Annotated in this window: 13 protein-coding genes; 3 read left to right on the top strand and 10 right to left on the bottom strand. The window is 74.1% G+C overall.

Going from position 1 to position 15046, the window contains the following annotated elements:
- Window positions 1-70: 70 nt before the first annotated feature.
- The 9 genes from hemB to hemE form a co-directional block, all read right to left on the bottom strand.
- Complete coding sequence (gene hemB, locus FB047_RS15345) at window positions 71-1054, bottom strand: porphobilinogen synthase (RefSeq protein ID WP_136588074.1); 984 nt, start codon at window positions 1052-1054, stop codon at window positions 71-73.
- Window positions 1051-1866: a uroporphyrinogen-III synthase gene (locus tag FB047_RS15340; protein WP_136588073.1), complete on the bottom strand. Its 816-nt coding sequence runs from the start codon at window positions 1864-1866 to the stop codon at window positions 1051-1053. Before FB047_RS15340 ends, hemB begins: the two co-directional genes overlap by 4 nt.
- Entirely contained in the window at window positions 1863-2861 is a 999-nt protein-coding gene (gene hemC, locus FB047_RS15335; protein WP_136588072.1) for a hydroxymethylbilane synthase, read from the bottom strand. The genes FB047_RS15340 and hemC overlap by 4 nt, the downstream gene beginning before the upstream one ends.
- Window positions 2858-3529, bottom strand: a complete 672-nt coding sequence (gene hemQ, locus FB047_RS15330) for a hydrogen peroxide-dependent heme synthase (RefSeq protein ID WP_136588071.1) — start codon at window positions 3527-3529, stop codon at window positions 2858-2860. The genes hemC and hemQ overlap by 4 nt, the downstream gene beginning before the upstream one ends.
- A 227-nt stretch (window positions 3530-3756) precedes the next feature.
- Window positions 3757-4035, bottom strand: coding sequence for a hypothetical protein (locus tag FB047_RS15325; protein WP_136588070.1), 279 nt, complete (start codon window positions 4033-4035; stop codon window positions 3757-3759).
- Complete coding sequence (locus tag FB047_RS15320; protein WP_136588069.1) at window positions 4025-4435, bottom strand: phage holin family protein; 411 nt, start codon at window positions 4433-4435, stop codon at window positions 4025-4027. The genes FB047_RS15325 and FB047_RS15320 overlap by 11 nt, the downstream gene beginning before the upstream one ends.
- Window positions 4436-4438: 3 nt before the next feature.
- Window positions 4439-4840 (bottom strand): hypothetical protein, encoded by a 402-nt coding sequence (locus tag FB047_RS15315; RefSeq protein ID WP_136588068.1) that lies wholly within the window; start codon window positions 4838-4840, stop codon window positions 4439-4441.
- A 111-nt stretch (window positions 4841-4951) separates the two neighbouring features.
- A complete protein-coding gene (gene hemG, locus FB047_RS15310; RefSeq protein ID WP_136588067.1) occupies window positions 4952-6454 on the bottom strand; it encodes a protoporphyrinogen oxidase in 1503 nt (500 codons plus the stop codon).
- Complete coding sequence (gene hemE, locus FB047_RS15305; RefSeq protein WP_420812658.1) at window positions 6451-7563, bottom strand: uroporphyrinogen decarboxylase; 1113 nt, start codon at window positions 7561-7563, stop codon at window positions 6451-6453. The genes hemG and hemE overlap by 4 nt, the downstream gene beginning before the upstream one ends.
- A 91-nt stretch (window positions 7564-7654) precedes the next feature.
- Here hemE and FB047_RS15300 point away from each other — a divergent pair, with 91 nt between their 5' ends.
- The 3 genes from FB047_RS15300 to FB047_RS15290 all read left to right on the top strand — a co-directional run bounded on the left by FB047_RS15300 (window position 7655) and on the right by FB047_RS15290 (window position 10149).
- Complete coding sequence (locus FB047_RS15300) at window positions 7655-8977, top strand: glutamyl-tRNA reductase (RefSeq protein WP_136588066.1); 1323 nt, start codon at window positions 7655-7657, stop codon at window positions 8975-8977.
- Between the two features lie 64 nt (window positions 8978-9041).
- Window positions 9042-9323 carry a hypothetical protein gene (locus FB047_RS15295; protein WP_136588065.1) on the top strand — a complete coding sequence of 94 codons (282 nt, stop codon included), beginning with the start codon at window positions 9042-9044 and terminating at the stop codon, window positions 9321-9323.
- Between the two features lie 250 nt (window positions 9324-9573).
- Window positions 9574-10149: an HhH-GPD-type base excision DNA repair protein gene (locus FB047_RS15290; protein ID WP_136588064.1), complete on the top strand. Its 576-nt coding sequence runs from the start codon at window positions 9574-9576 to the stop codon at window positions 10147-10149.
- 107 nt (window positions 10150-10256) lie between these two features.
- On the opposite strand, the gene FB047_RS15285 is transcribed toward FB047_RS15290, so the two are convergent.
- On the bottom strand, window positions 10257-14969 hold the full coding sequence (locus FB047_RS15285; RefSeq protein WP_167494260.1) for an SCO7613 C-terminal domain-containing membrane protein: 4713 nt from the start codon (window positions 14967-14969) through the stop codon (window positions 10257-10259).
- Between the last annotated feature and the right edge of the window lie 77 nt (window positions 14970-15046).

Genomic DNA, 15046 nt, shown 5'->3' with positions numbered 1-15046 from the left:
CGCCAAGATCTGTCGCTTCCGCGGACAGCGAAGCGACGAAACGTGGCGACTCACGCGGACGGAAAGGGGCTCAGAGATCTTCTCGGAGCCAGCGGGCGGCCTCGAGCGCCCAGTACGTCAGGATCGCGTCCGCTCCGGCGCGACGGATGCCGAGCAGGCTCTCCATGATCGCGCCGCGGCGATCGATCCAGCCGTGGGCCGCGGCCGCCTCGACCATCGCGTACTCCCCCGAGACCTGGTACGCCCACACGGGGACGTCGACCGACGCCTTCACGTCGGCGAGGACATCGAGGTACGGCAGCGCCGGCTTGACCATGACCACGTCGGCGCCCTCTTCGACGTCGAGCAGCGCTTCGCGCACGCCCTCGCGGCCGTTGCCGGGATCGAGCTGGTACGAGCGGCGGTCGCCCTTCAGCTGCGAGTCGACGGCCTCGCGGAACGGACCGTAGAAGGCCCCGGCGTACTTCGCGGAGTACGCGAGGATCAGCGTGTCGGTGAAACCCTCGGCATCCAGGGCTTCGCGCACCGCGCCGACCTGGCCGTCCATCATCCCCGACAGTCCCAGCATCGCCGAGCCCGCGCGGGCCTGCGCGAGCCCCATCGCGGTGTAGCGCTCGAGGGTCGCGTCGTTGTCGACAGCGCCGTCTTCGCGGAGCACGCCGCAGTGGCCGTGGTCGGTGAACTCGTCGAGACAGAGGTCGGTCTGCACGACCACCGCATCGCCGACCTCGGCGACGACGGCCTCGGTCGCGCGATTCAGGATGCCGCTCGGGTCGTCGGCCCCGGAACCCACCGCATCGCGCACCTCGGGCACGCCGAAGAGCATGACCCCGCCGACGCGCTGCTCGGCCGCCTCGGCGACGGCGCGACGCAGCGAGTCCATCGAGTGCTGCACGATCCCGGGCATCGAGCCGATCGGGCTCGGCTCGGTGATGCCCTCGCGCACGAACATCGGCAGCACGAGCTGCGAGGGGACGAGGTGCGTCTCTCGAGCGAGACGACGGACGGCGGGAGTGCGGCGCAGGCGCCGCGGGCGGTGCTCGGGGAAGCTCATGGGGTCGATTCGTCGATGGGGAGGGGGAAGCGGGCGACCGCCTCGATGAGGGAGTCGACGGTCTGCCGTTCGGCGACGACGTCGACGCTGAGACCGGCGCGCTTGGCGTCTTTGGCGGTGCGCGGGCCGATCGCCGCGATGACGGTGGATGCCGGGATGTCGGGGAACTGCTCGACGACCTGCTCCGCCACCGAACCACTGGTCACGAGGATGGCGTTGATGCGCCCCGAGTGGACGTCGGTGGCGATCTTCTCGGTCACCGGGACGCCGACCGTGCGGTACGCCACGACGCTGCGCACGTCGTGACCGGCTTCGATGAGCAGGCGCGTGAGCACGGGCTTGGCGATCTCGCTGCGCAGCGTGAGCACCTTGCGGGGCTCGGTCTCGATGGCGATCATCTGCTCCGCCATCCCCTGCGCCGAGTTGTCGCGCTCGGGCACGAGGTCGACGCGGTAGCCGACGGCCTGCATCGCCGCGGCCGTGGTCTCGCCGACGACGGCGACGCGGGTCTCGGCGGGGATGACCGCCTTGTAGGCGTACAGCACGTCGACGGTGGTCGCGCTCGTCAGCGTGAGCCAGTCGAAAGCTCCGGCGGCGAGGTCGGCGAGCGCCTCGTCGAGGGTCGCCTGATCGTTCGTCGGTGCGAAGTTGATCAGCGGGGCGATGACCGGAACGGCACCCAGCTGCCGCAGGCTCGCTGCCACACCGTCGCCCCAGGGGCCCCCGCGCGGCACGAGGACGCGCCGGCCGGCGAGCGGCTTGGGCACGCTGCCCGTGGTCGGGTTCGGCGTGTGCCAGTGGCCTTCATTCATGTGGTCGACTCTCGTGGTACCAGGTCGGCCGCCCCACGTTCGAGCAACCGACGCGCGGCTTCTCGGCCCGCTCGCACAGCGCGTGCGATCGGCCCCCCGTCGTCGGCAGCATCCGCTCCATTGCCACTGCCCGTTTCCCCACCATACCCCGCGGCGAGGCGCACGGTCCGGTCGATGCCGATCCGTTGCGTACCGTCGAGCGCGTAGACCACGGCGCGCAGCCGCAGGTCGCCCTCCGCCAGTGACGCATGGGTGCCCACGGGGGCGCTGCAGCCGGCGTCGAGGGCGTTTAGCACGACGCGTTCGGCGGTGATGGCGACGCGCGTGTCCTCGTCGTCGAGAGCGGCGAGCGCGGCGAGGATCTCGGGGTCGATGTCGCTGCGCGTCTCGATCGCGAGCGATCCCTGCCCGGGGGCGGTCGGCCACTCGGCCAAGCCGAGCGCCTCGGCCTGCAGACCGCCGAGATCTCCGCCGAGGCGCGAGATCCCCGCGGCGGCGAGGATCACGGCATCCAGTTCTCCGTCGCGCACGCGCGCGAGCCGGGAATCGACGTTGCCGCGGATGTCGCGGATGTCGAGCCGGGGATTGTGGCGCAGCGCCTGCGCGATGCGGCGCGGCGACCCCGTGCCGACGCGCGACCCCGGGGCGAGCGAGCCGAGGGCGACGCCGTCGCGCGTGACGACGACGTCGCGCGCGTCCTCGCGCGGCGGGGTCGCGGCGATCACCAGCCCCTCGGGCTGCACGGTCGGCAGATCCTTGAGCGAGTGCACGAGGAAGTCGCAGCGGTCGGCGGCGAGCGCCTCGCGCAGGCCGTTCGCGAACACGCCGCGCCCGCCCAGCTGCGACAGCGACGCCCGGTTGACGTCGCCCTCGGACACGATCGGGACGAGCTCGACCGGACGACCGGATGCCGCGGCCACGGCGTCGGCGACCATCTGCGACTGCGCCATCGCCAGGGTGCTGCGACGCGTGCCGAGCCGCAGGGCCGCCGTCACTGGAGGATCTCGGGGATCTCGTCGAGCGTGACGAGACGGCCGGTGTAGAACGGCACCTCCTCGCGCACGTGGCGACGAGCCTCGGTGTACCGCAGGTCGCGCATCATGTCGACGAGGTCGGTGAGCACGTCGGACTCCATCGGCAGCAGCCACTCGTAGTCGCCGAGGGCGAAGGAGGCCACCGTGTTCGCGATCACGCCGCGGTACTCGGAGCCCTTCTTGCCGTGCTCGATGAGCATGTCGCGACGCTCGGCCTCGGGCAGGAGGTACCACTCGTAGCTGCGCACGAAGGGGTACAGGCACAGCCACTGCTTCGCGTCGATGCCGCGAAGGAAGCCGGGCACGTGCGACCGGTTGAACTCGGCGTCGCGGTGCACGCCCATGGCGTTCCACGTGGGCAGCAGGTTCTTCAGCAGGTCGGTGCGGCGCAGGCGACGCAGGTCGCGCTGAAGCGCCTGCGGGTCTTCGCCGTGCAGCCAGACCATGAGGTCGGCGTCGGCGCGCAGGCCGCTGACGTCGTAGAAGCCGCGGACGGTGACGCCGTCGGCCTCGATCAGCGACACGAGGTCGGCCAGTTCGGTGGACTCGGCGGCGGTCACCGGGTTCTCGGGATCGCGGCGCAGGACCGCCCACAGCGTGTACACGGAGGAGGAGCTGTCGTGGGACATGCCTCCTAGTCTCGTCTCGCCCGGGCGGCGGGCCAAACCGGTTGACTCACCGGTGAACCACCCGCCCGTCTCGTCGCCGCCCCCGACGCCCGGAACGAACCCCGCCGCACGCCGGTCCGCACGACGGCACGCCGGCCCCCGAACGACGTCACGCCCCGCGCACCGACACGGACCGGGAACGACGAAGCGACCCGCTCCGGCGAGGGAGCGGGTCGCTTCGAGAGGTCTCAGCGCGTGTAGGCGCGCACCAGGCCCCAGACGGCGAAACCGACGAGGGCGGCGACGCCCGCGACGGCCGCGGCGGCGGCCCCGGGGTTGCGCTGCGCCTTCTGCCGGACGTCGTGCACGGCCTGGTCGACCGCGTCGCTCGCGCGGCGCGGCAGGTTGGCCTTGACCTCGATCGCGGCCAACGCGGCCTTGAGCTCGGCGCGGGCCGACTCGACCGGGTCGGTGATGCCCAGCGGCACCGCGGTGCGGGGCACGGGGACGGGACGCTCAATACTCATCGCGGGCCTCCTTGACGATGCGGACGTCTTCGGCGATGGCCTCGCCCGGGTTCTCGCGGTTCGACAGCTTCTTGAACCGCAGCCACCCCAGCAGGGCGAGGATCGCGGTGATCACGACCATCACGCCGAACACGACGAGGGCCGACAGCCACACGGGCCACCACGACGACAGCCCCGCGATGACGAACGCGAAGAACACCGGCACGGCCCAGAACAGCACGATGAGCGCGCCGACGAACCAGCCGGCGCCGATCCCGGCGTCTTTCGCCGTGCGCTGCGCCCAGGCCTTGGCACCGTTGATCTCGGCGATGACGAGGTTGCGCACCAGCTCGGGGATGTCCCCGAGCAGCGTGAACAGGCTGTCGTCGGAACGATCGCGGAATCCGCGCGGAGTGGTCATGCCTCAGCTCCCGGACGTGGCGGAGCCGCTCTTGGCCGCGCGGGCACGGCTCGTCGCCGACTTCTCGGCCTGCTTGCCGTCGTCGACGGCGTCTTCGACCACGTCGGCCACCTCGTCGGCGGAGCGCTTCGCGGCGCGGCCGGCGCGCTCGGCGCGCTCCTGCACGGTGCCCGAACCCGATGCGGCCTGGGTGACGGACTTCGCGCCCTTCCACACCACTCCGGGGACGGACTTGAGGGCCGAGACGCCGAGCGCCTTCACCTTCTCGACCTGTCCCTGGACGACGGGCTGCTCCCAGACCTTCTCGGCCTGCGCCTTGATCTGCTCGTACCGCTGGCGGCCGGCGCGTGCTCCGAGCACGTAGCCCGCCACGAGTCCGACGACGAGTGCTGCTTTGCCCCTCATGGGGTCTCCTCACGCTCGATCGAGTGCTGGTCGAGTCTCACAGTAGTCATGTATGCCGCATCCGGCATCCACCCTTGACAGGCGGCGTCGCATCGACGACGGCGGCCCCGGTCAGCTCGTCCACAGCGCGACGCTGCGTACCCGGTCGGCCTCGTCGCGCGCGTCGGGGATCACCTGCGCCAGCCCGGTGCCCGAGAGCCATGCCCCCGTGGCGCCGAGCCCGGTCACGGCGCGCACGGCCTCACGCGCCGCCTGCGTCACGGCGGCCCGGCCGATGGTCGCCGCGGGCTGCGACTGCACGTAGCGCACCCGGTGGGCGGCGCGGAGAGCGGATGCCGGCAGCTCGACGCCGAGCATCGCGGCGGCCTCCGACCGGGCGAGGTCGGCCGCGGCGTCGTCGTCGAGGGCGGCGGTGGCCGGCTCCTCGCCCTGAGCCCCGAACGAGACGCGCACGACGTGGACGCCGGGCTCGGCGGCATCCCGCACCCAGTCCCACTTCGCACTCGAGTGGGTGAGGGCCTTCGCCACGTGACTGCCGGGAACGGTGAGCACACCGGTGCCGCGCGGGGCGGCGTCGAGCGCGGGGGCCTCGAGGACGAGGGTGACGACCTCGACGACCGGGGCGATCGGTTCCGCCGCCTCGAGCCCCTCGACGACCGGGGCGAGCAGCGCGCGGGCCGGCCCCTCGGGCAGGGCGACGATCACCGCGCGGGCGCTCAGGGCCTCGTCATTGACCGACGTCGACACCGCCCAGCCGTCGGCGGTGCGGGAGAGCCGTTCGGCGCGCACGCCGGTGCGCACCTCGACCTCGGCGTCGCGAAGGCCCGCGACGAGGGCGTCGACCAGACGCGACATGCCCCCGCGGATCCCCTGCACGGCCCCTCCCGGAGCCGGGGCCTTCGCGGCCTCGGTGACGGGCGCATCCGAGGCCGGGGCGTCGGCGGGACGGGTCTGCGGGCGCCGGGCGCGCACCTCGGCGACGGCTCCCGTGAGCGAGCCGGTGCGGGTGAGCGCGGCGTTGAGACCGGGAGCGGCGAGGTCGACGTCGATGTCGTCGGGACGCGCGGAGTACACCCCGCTCGTGACGGGGGCGACGAGGCGGTCGAGCACGCGCTCGCCCAGGCGCGAGCGCACGAGCTTGCCGAGGCTGTGGGCGTGACCGATCGTCAGCGGGGGGCGCACCCGGTCGAGGTAGGCCCGCCAGGCTCCCGACCAGCCGATGACGCGGCGCACGTCGGGGGCGAAGGGATTGTCGGGGATGCCGAGGACCCCGCCCTTCGGGAGGGGCGCGGCGCCCACGCCGGGAACGCCCGCCACCCAGGCACCCGCCGGATTCGGCGACACCACGTCGCCGCCCAGGCCGAGTTCGTCGAGCAGGTCGCGGACGACGCCCCCGCGCGTCGCGAAGCTCTCGGCGCCGACGTCGAGCGTCAAGCCGCCGACCTCGGCGGAGCGCACCACGCCGCCCACGACGTCCGTCGCCTCGAGGACGGTGACACGAAGACCGACCTTCGCGCACTCGCGCGCGGCGACCAGGCCCGCGATCCCCCCGCCGACCACGATCACGCGCGTCTCGTGCGCGTGCCGCACGAGACGGTCGAGGGGCTCGCTCACGCCTGCTCCCCCCGCGCGGAGACCTCGTGCGCGGGCGCGTCCTGCGCCGACGCCTCCCGCGCGGACGAGTCGTGCGCGTGCGCGACGATGCGGGTCAGCACGTCGGGGTCGGTGTCGGGCGGCACGCCGTGTCCGAGGTTGAGGATGTGCGCGCGCGCCGCTCGGCCACGGGCGAGCACGTCGTCGACGTGGGCGGACAGCACGGGCCAGGGGGCGCCGAGCAGGGCCGGGTCGAGGTTGCCCTGCAGGGTGACGTCGGGGCCGACGAGGGCGGCGGCCTCGTCGAGCGGCATCCGCCAGTCGACGCCCACCGCGTCGGCGAGCCCGCCGAGGCGCATGTCGTCGAGGAACGCGCCCGTACCGACACCGAAGTGGATGCGGGGGACGTCGATGCCCCGCAGCGCCTCGGTCGAGTGCGGGGCGATGAACTCGCGGAACGTCGCGGGCGACAGCGAGCCCGCCCACGAGTCGAAGAGCTGCACGGCCTGCGCGCCGCCCTCGATCTGCGCGTCGAGGAACGCGCGCGACACCTTCGCGAGCCACCCGGCGAGGCGGTGCCACGACGCGGGATCGGCGTGCATCATGCCGCGCGCCCGGAGGTGCTCCTTCGACGGGCCGCCCTCCACGAGGTACGCGGCGAGCGTGAACGGCGCCCCCGCGAAACCGATCAGGGGAACCTGGTCGCTGAGCTCGGCGGTGACGAGACGGGCGGCTTCGCGCACGGGCTCGGCGGCCGCGGCGACGTCGGCGGGGTCGATCGCGGTGACGCGCGCGACGTCGTCGGCGGTGCGCACGGGGTCGGCGAAGACGGGACCGCGGCCCGGTTCGATCACGACGTCGACGCCGGCCAACCGCAGGGGCACCACGATGTCGCTGAAGAAGATGGCGGCATCCACGTCATGACGACGGATCGGCTGCAGCGTGATCTCGGCCGCCAGATGGGGGGTGAGGCAGGCGTCGAGCATGCGGGTCCCCACCCGCAGCTCCCGGTACTCGGGGAGCGAACGCCCCGCCTGCCGCATGAACCACACCGGCTGACGCTCGGGACGGTCGCCACGGAGGGCGCTGAGGAGGGGAGCGTCGGGGGATGCGGATGCCATGGCATCCATCCTCCCATCCGCCCCCTGTGCGAGAGGGGGATGCCTTGACGTCGAGAGGCCACCCGGAATACCCCGAGGGACCCGGGCGTAGAATAGGAGCGTGTTGCTGTGCGTCAGCGCGAGTCACAAGACCGCGTCCTTCGAGCTCCTCGAGCGCCTCAGCGTACCCCGCACCCCCGTCGCTCCCTTGATCGCCGCGAACGCCGAGCTGGTCCAGGGCGCTGTGGTCGTCGCCACGTGTAACCGCTTCGAGGCGTACGTCGACATGGACGAACCCGTCACCGCCGCCGTCGCCCTGGGCGTCGACGCGACCCTCAGCGCCATCGAGGCCGCCACGGGCGTGCCGGCCGCCGAGCTGGAGGGGTCGTACACCGTCCTCGGCGGAGACGACGTCGCCGAACACCTGTTCTCGGTCGCGTCGGGCCTCGAGTCCGTGGTCGTGGGCGAGGGCGAGATCGCCGGCCAGGTGCGCCGCGCCCTCACCGAGTCGCGTCAGCTCGGCACCACCTCCGCCGAACTCGAGCGCCTCTTCCAGCGCGCGTCCGAGGCGCAGCGCGGCGTGAAGAACTCCACGGCGATCGGTCGCGCGGGCCGCTCGCTCGTGCGCCTCGGGCTCGAGCTCGCCGACAGCCGAATCGCCGACTGGTCGACCCAGCGCGTGCTGCTCGTGGGCACCGGGGCCTACGCCGCCGCCACGGTCGCCGCCCTCCGCGACCAGGGAGCCGAAGACATCTCGGTGCACTCCCCCTCGGGTCGCGCGGCGAAGTTCGCGGCGAAGCACGGCCTGCGCGCCGTCTCGGCCGAGACGTTCCCGAGCGCCGTGGCCCACGCCGATCTCGTCATCACCTGCACGACCAGCGAGCACCACGTCGTCAGCGCCGCCACCTTCGCCGCGGGCCGTACGGGCGCCGAGGCCACCGCCTCCGGATGCCCGGTCGACCACGCCGGCCGCCGCCTCGTGATCGACCTCGGCCTCCCCCGCAACGTCGACCCCGACGTCGCGACCGTCCCGGGCGTCGACCTGCTCGACCTCGAGACCATCCGCCTGCACGCCCCGCTCGAGGAGCTGCAGGCCACCGACGCGGCGCGCGACCTCGTGCGCGACGCCGCCCGCCGCTTCGCCTCCGTGGGCGAGCGCAAGAACATCACCCCCGCCGTCGTCGCCCTGCGCGCCCACGTCTTCGGCGTGCTCGACGCCGAGGTCGCCCGCGTGCGCGCCCGCGGTGACGAGGGCGGTCAGACCGAGCAGGCCCTGCGCCACCTCGTCGGCGTGCTGCTGCACACCCCGACCACGCGGGCGCACGAGCTGGCCGAGACCGGCCGCGCCGACGAGTACATCGACGCCCTGTCGGCGCTCTTCGGCATCGAGGTCACCGACCCGGCGGCATCCGCCGTGCGTCGCGACATCGCCGACGCCGGCTGAGACCCCGCGGGCGATCGCGTCGCGTACGACGGAGCGCGCGCCGCGGCTCGGGCAGGATGGGGCCGTGAGCACACCGGCATCCGAGGTCTACGTGGTCGCGGGGGAACCCCGCCAAGGCAATGCACTGCGCTGGGTGGCGACCTTCGCGTTGGGCCTGCTGCACATCGAAGACGACGCTCCCTCGGTGACGCAGACCGTGATCCGTCGCGTCGACGGCTCCCTCGTGAAGAGGCTGAAGCCCGGAAGCGTCGCCCACTTCGAGGTGCAGATCAGCGAGGCCACCGAGGATCTGCGTGAGATGGATGCCGTGCCCTTCGCCCGCAAGTGGATCGCCGACCCCGCCTGACGGCGGGTGCGCTGCGGCGCCGTCGGGCCTTGGGGGTCGGGGCTCGCGGGGCGTGGGGCTCGCGGGGTGCCGGGCCTCGCGGAACGCGAGACTGCATCTCCCTGGCAATCCCCGCTGCGCGGCGCCGCCGATCTGTCAGTGAGATGCCGTCTCGGTCAGCCGAGGCGGGCCGGGGCGAGTCGGGGCGGGGGCCGCGCGGCGATGCCCGGGCATTCGCCCCGCTCGTCGGCGTTCGCGGAAGAATGAGGGCATGAGCCTGCGCATCACCGACGACCCCGCCGCCGACGAGCTGCTGTCGAGCAACCCGCTCGCCCTGCTGATCGGCATGCTGCTCGACCAGCAGGTCGCGATGGAGACGGCTTTCGCGGGTCCGCTGAAGATCCGGGAGCGCACCGGATCGATGGATGCCGCCGCGATCGCGCACGCGGACCCCGAGGAGTTCGCCGCCGCGTTCTCGCAGTCGCCCGCCGTGCACCGCTACCCGGGATCGATGGCGGGGCGCGTGCAGGCGCTCTGCGCGGCGATCGAGAAGGATTGGGACGGCGAGGCCGAGCGCCTGTGGACGAGCGACGACCCCGACGGAAAGACCGTGCTCACGCGCCTGAAGGCGCTGCCCGGGTTCGGCGAGCAGAAGGCGAAGATCTTCCTCGCGCTGCTCGGCAAACAGTGCGGCTTCGACGGAGCCGGGTGGCGCGAGGCCTCCGCTCCGTACGGCGAGGAGGGCTCGTTCCGCTCGGTCGCCGACATCGTCAGCCCCGAGTCGCTGGCGAAGGTGCGCGAACACAAGCGCGCCGCGAAGGCTGCGGCGAAGGAGTCTCGGAGCTGAAGTCCGACCGAGCGTCGCGTCGCTGCCCGCGAAGGGTTCCCGCTGACGGCGCCCGGCCCGGCGGGACGGTGACCGCCGGCATCCGTCGCGGCTCATCACGTACGAGGTCACCGCAGGGCGCGGATTGCGAGCCCCACGGCCTTCAGTTCGCGCAGCCGGCGCTCATAGGTCGCCGCGATCGTGACGAGGAGCGCACCGGCGACGCCGATCCACAGCCACCACAGCCCCGAGACGCTCTCGTAGATCGAGGCGATCCAGGGCCACAGTTGCGCGACCGCGTGCACGATCAGCACGACGCCGCCGAGGAGCACCGGCGCCTGCAGGCGGAAGCGGACGCCGAGCAGCAGGGTGGCCAGGGCGACGACCCCGAGGGCGATGATCCGCCACAGCGCGTTGGCGCCGCCGAAGTCGAAGAGCAGCGAGGGCACGAGCAGGAGGACGAGCGGCGCGCCCAGTGCGAGCCAGCTGCCCAGCGTCTCGCGGACGCGCATCGCGCGCGACCCGACGATCAGCGCGCCGATCGCGAGCGGCACCGTGACCGACTCGATCGGGTCGACCACGCCGAGGGCCGCTCCGCCCAGCGCGACGATCGCGCCGAGTCCGAGGCCCACGGCCGCGAGGGAGCGTTCACCGACCCCGCGCCACGCGGCACCGACGCCCACCACCACCGCCACGGTGATCGATGCCCGGATGGTGCCCTCGTCGGGCGTCACGATGACGCGCGCGACCGTCGTCAGCGCGAAGACGGCGAGGGCGACGGATGCCGCGACGGTGGCGAGCCACACCGGTGCCGTTCTGCCCTGGCGACGCAGCACCGCCGCCACCGACAGCGGCAGCATGACCAGCGGCACCCACAGGTCGAAGATCGGGCGGTCGAGGTCGGCGAAGGATCGGAGGACGCCCGCCAGCACGAGTGCAGCGGCCGAGACGGCGAAGACCGGGGTCACGAGGGGTGCGAGGCGTGACGGCGACCGCAGCGCCGAGACGATCGTCAACGCTCCGGTGACGACCAGCACGGCGAACGTGCGACCGAGGTCGTCGGAGACGAGCAGTGCGGAGGGGAGCAGGCCGACGGCCAGACCCGCCGCGACGAGGACGCGGTGCGGGAGGATCACCGCGTCGGCCCGGCCGGGCACGCCGGTCGCCAGGAGGGCGAGGGCGAGAGGCAGCGTCACCGCCTCGATCGGACGCACGCCCGCGCCGACTCCGACCACGGCCAGCAGAGCCGTGCCTCCCAACGCTGTGAATCCCGTCACGGCGGGTTCGGCTCCCGGCACGATGCGCGCGAGTCCCTCGCTGCGAAGCGCCACCGCGCCCGCCCCTCCGAGCAGCAGCATCGCTACGACGGCGCGCGCGACGGGCCCCTCGCCGAGGCCGATGAGCACCGTCTCCCCGAGGGCGAACACCACGACGCCCGCGATGACCACGCCGCCGGCGACCGCTCGCGACCACGTCGGCTCCCGCCGGGAGACACCGGCCGCTGCGGCGAGCAGGCTCACCGTCACGATCCCCACGGTCGCGTCGAGCACGCCTCCGGCGGCGTCACCGCGCACGGACGCCCCGATCAGACACGCCCCGAGCGCGACGACGAGTCCCGCGGCCCCCGCCGCCGCGACGGCGAGCGGCAGCGCATCGGGCGTGCGAGGCGGCCTCACCCAGGCGCCGACGACCGCGAGCGTCGCGCCGACGGCGATCGACACCACGGCCCGCACGGCGTCATCGCCCGCGGCCGTGGCCGTGGGGATCACCGCCAGCGCGACCCCGGCGAACGCGATGACAGCGGGCGCCGCGGCCGGACGCGCGGGGAGACGGCGACGCGCTCGTTCTTCGGCGGCGGCGATCGCGAGCAGCGCCACCGCGACCGGGACGGTGAAGGCCTCGACCGTCTCGACCCTCTGCGTGGTCAGCTGCGTCCACAGCGCGATCGCCGCGACCGCGAGAGCCGGCCAGACGAGGTGGCGGCGTGCACCCCGCGAGGAGAAGAGCCCGTCGGCCTCGACCGCCTGGATGAGCACGATGACGGCGAGCAGGAGCAACGGCAGGGCCACGCCCGCGGTGAAGACGGCGGAGACCACCGCCGCCGCCCCGACGGCGACGGCTCCCGCGTCGAAGAGTCCGCGTGTGAGGCGGTCGGTGCGCAGCCGCCACAGCGCGATGGCGGCGCACACCACGCCGACCGATGCCAGGAGCACGCTGCGGGTGAAGGGGGTCGGGTCGAGCTCGCGCACCCCGGTGAGCACCGTCGCGGCCACGATGATCGGCACGAGGACCGCGGCGACCGGGCGGACGATCCCCGCATCGGCCGACGTCCGACGGGTCACGATCGCCCCGGCCGAGACGACGGTGACGACACCGATGGCCACGAGCCAGCCCGTCGCCGCGACGCCGCCGCGCGCCCAGACGAGCGCGGGGAAGCCGAGGCAGACGACGAGGAGGAGCCCCGTCAGCGCCATGGCCCCCCGCTGCGCGGGGATCAGGCGCGTCGTCGAGCGCGCGAGCAGCACCGCGACGGCGAGCAGCACCGTCGCCACGGCCGCCCCCGCCGTGAGGGGGTGCGGGTCGTCAAGCCATACCCCGAGACCGCTCTGCACCGCGGAGGGCACGAGCACGGCGCTGAGCGGCAGGAAGAGCGCGAAGGCCACGACGGCGGGGACGCGGGTCGCCGCGGCGAGGGGTGCCGCAGCCCACAGCAGCGCCGCGACGACCACCGTCGCCACCGCCCAGGTCAGCGGCGAACTGAACGACAGCACCCAGCCGACCGTCACGGCGACGAGGCCGCCGGCAGTGGCGATGGCGACGGCGACGAGCCCACGCCGGCGGCGGAGCAGCCACAGGGCGGCGACGGCGAGAGCCAGGTTCCACAGCACGACCGCGCCGATCACGCGCAGCTGCGGCCCCGCCAGCAGGGCCGCGACGGCGACGGCCCAGAGCAGGGCGGGGCGACGTGCCACCCATCGCCCGCCCCACCGCCAGGCAAACGCGGCGAGGACGACCGCGGCCGCGAGAGCCAGGACGGATGCGGAGCTGGTGGCATCCGGAACGTCGACCGCGAACGCCGATCTCCCGAACACGCGACCGATGCCGCCGAATGGGGCGACCCAGGCGAGCAGGGCCCACCCGAGGGGAGGGAGAGCAGCGAGCGCCGCCGCGACCCCCGCCGCGAGCGCGGCAGCGGACAGCGCGGTGCGCCCGGATCCCGCGCGCGCCCGGGACCGGGCGACGTCGAGGCCCAGGGCGACCACGGTCGCCACGAGCAGCGGAACCGTGACGGCGACGGTCGGATCCGTCATTCGTGTCGCGGTCGCCGCGACCCCGGCTCCCAGCAGAACGACCGCGAGAGGGGCGGCCACGCTCGCCGTCGCGCTCTCGCCCCGGCGCGCGGCGATCGCGGCGTGCGCGGCGACGAGGATCGCGAGGGGAAGGGCGGCGGCGACGGGCGCCCAGGCGGCGCCCGGGTCGCGCACGAGGGCGGCGGTGAGCCCGACGACGGCGCCGACCGCGGCGAGACCGCGGACGACCGCCGTCTCGACGCGCAGGGAGCCCACGTCCGGTCGGGCCAGTCGGGGCAGGAGCGGCGCGGCGAGCGCCACGGCGAGAGTGGTCACCGCCGCGGCGCACCAGGCGGCTGCGGCATCGTCGCCGGCGATCCCGGCGGCCACCGACGCCGGACCGAGCACGAGCGCGACCACGCCGACCGACAGCGGCGAGCGCAGTCGCGAGAGTCGGGCCCATCCCACGAACGCGAGCCCGGCGACGAGGGCCGCGAGGCCCCAGTAGACACGCGCGCCCACCCCGGCGGCCCCGGCGAGGTCGTTGGCGCGCACGGCCCAGACGTCGAGCGCGATGAGCGCGATCCCGAGCAGGGCGATGCCCTCGGCCGTGGCGGCGAGACCGCGACGACGGAGAACGGATGCCGTGACGACGACACCCGCGGTGGCCACCGCGACCACGACCGAACGGAGAACGAGTCCTCCGGCCACCCACGCCACGGTCAGGAAGAACGCCGCCGCCACCGCGAGCAGCACGACGCCCGCCGAGAGCAGGAACACCTGCACGCCCGACCGTCGCGGCTTGGCGGGACCGGCCGCGTCGGCAGCGGGCGCTCCCGGACCGACCGGCGCCCCGGCCCCGAACGGGGGAACCGCACCGGCCGGCGCCGCGGGCTCCGCAGCGACAGCCCCTGACAGGGGAACGCCCCCGGACGTCCCCTCGTCCGGAGCACCCGGAGCACCCGGGACGACCGGGGCGACCGGGGCGACCGGGACGGAAGCAACGCCGCCCGCCGGGCTCTGCGCGACGGGTGCGTCCGCGAGGTGCACTCCCCCACCGTCGGCGACGAGCGACGGGCTCGGCGGCGCCCAGCCGGGTGTCGTCACCGGCGCGGGGTCGGCGGCGAACACGGGATCGGCGGCAGGCGCGGGATCCGCGGCGAACACGGGATCGGCGGCAGGCGCGGGATCCGCGGCGAACGCGGAATCGGCGGCAGACGCGGGATCGACGGTGAACGCGGGATCGCCGGCAGGCGCGCGGCCGGCGGCGGGCGCAGGGGCAGGGGCAGGGGCAGGGGCAGGGGCAGGGGCGGCATCCGAATGGATGCGCAGCAGCACGTCGGCGCGCTGGTCGCTCAGTTCCACGATGCGGTGGGACAGCTCCAGCACGCGCGCGGTGCGCACGTCGGTGAGGTCGAGGCCGCACGCCGTGCATGGCGTGGCGGAGATCGTCGTGAAGCACGACGGGCACCGGGTGGTGTCGGTCAGGATGCCCGGCTGCGCCGGCCACGCCATCCCCGCTCGGAGTGCCCCGTTCGCCGCGTCCGTCATCGTGCCCCCTCGGCGTCGGTCGTCGCCCCAGGCTAGCGAAACCCGCCGACAGCGCCGCGGAATGTCCACAGACCCCT

Origin of the sequence: Microbacterium hydrothermale (genome assembly GCF_004854025.1) — a bacterium.
Taxonomy (GTDB): Bacteria; Actinomycetota; Actinomycetes; order Actinomycetales; family Microbacteriaceae; genus Microbacterium; species Microbacterium hydrothermale.
The sequence above is the reverse complement of the archived record's forward strand: the minus strand, read 5'-3'. Positions and strand labels throughout refer to the sequence as shown.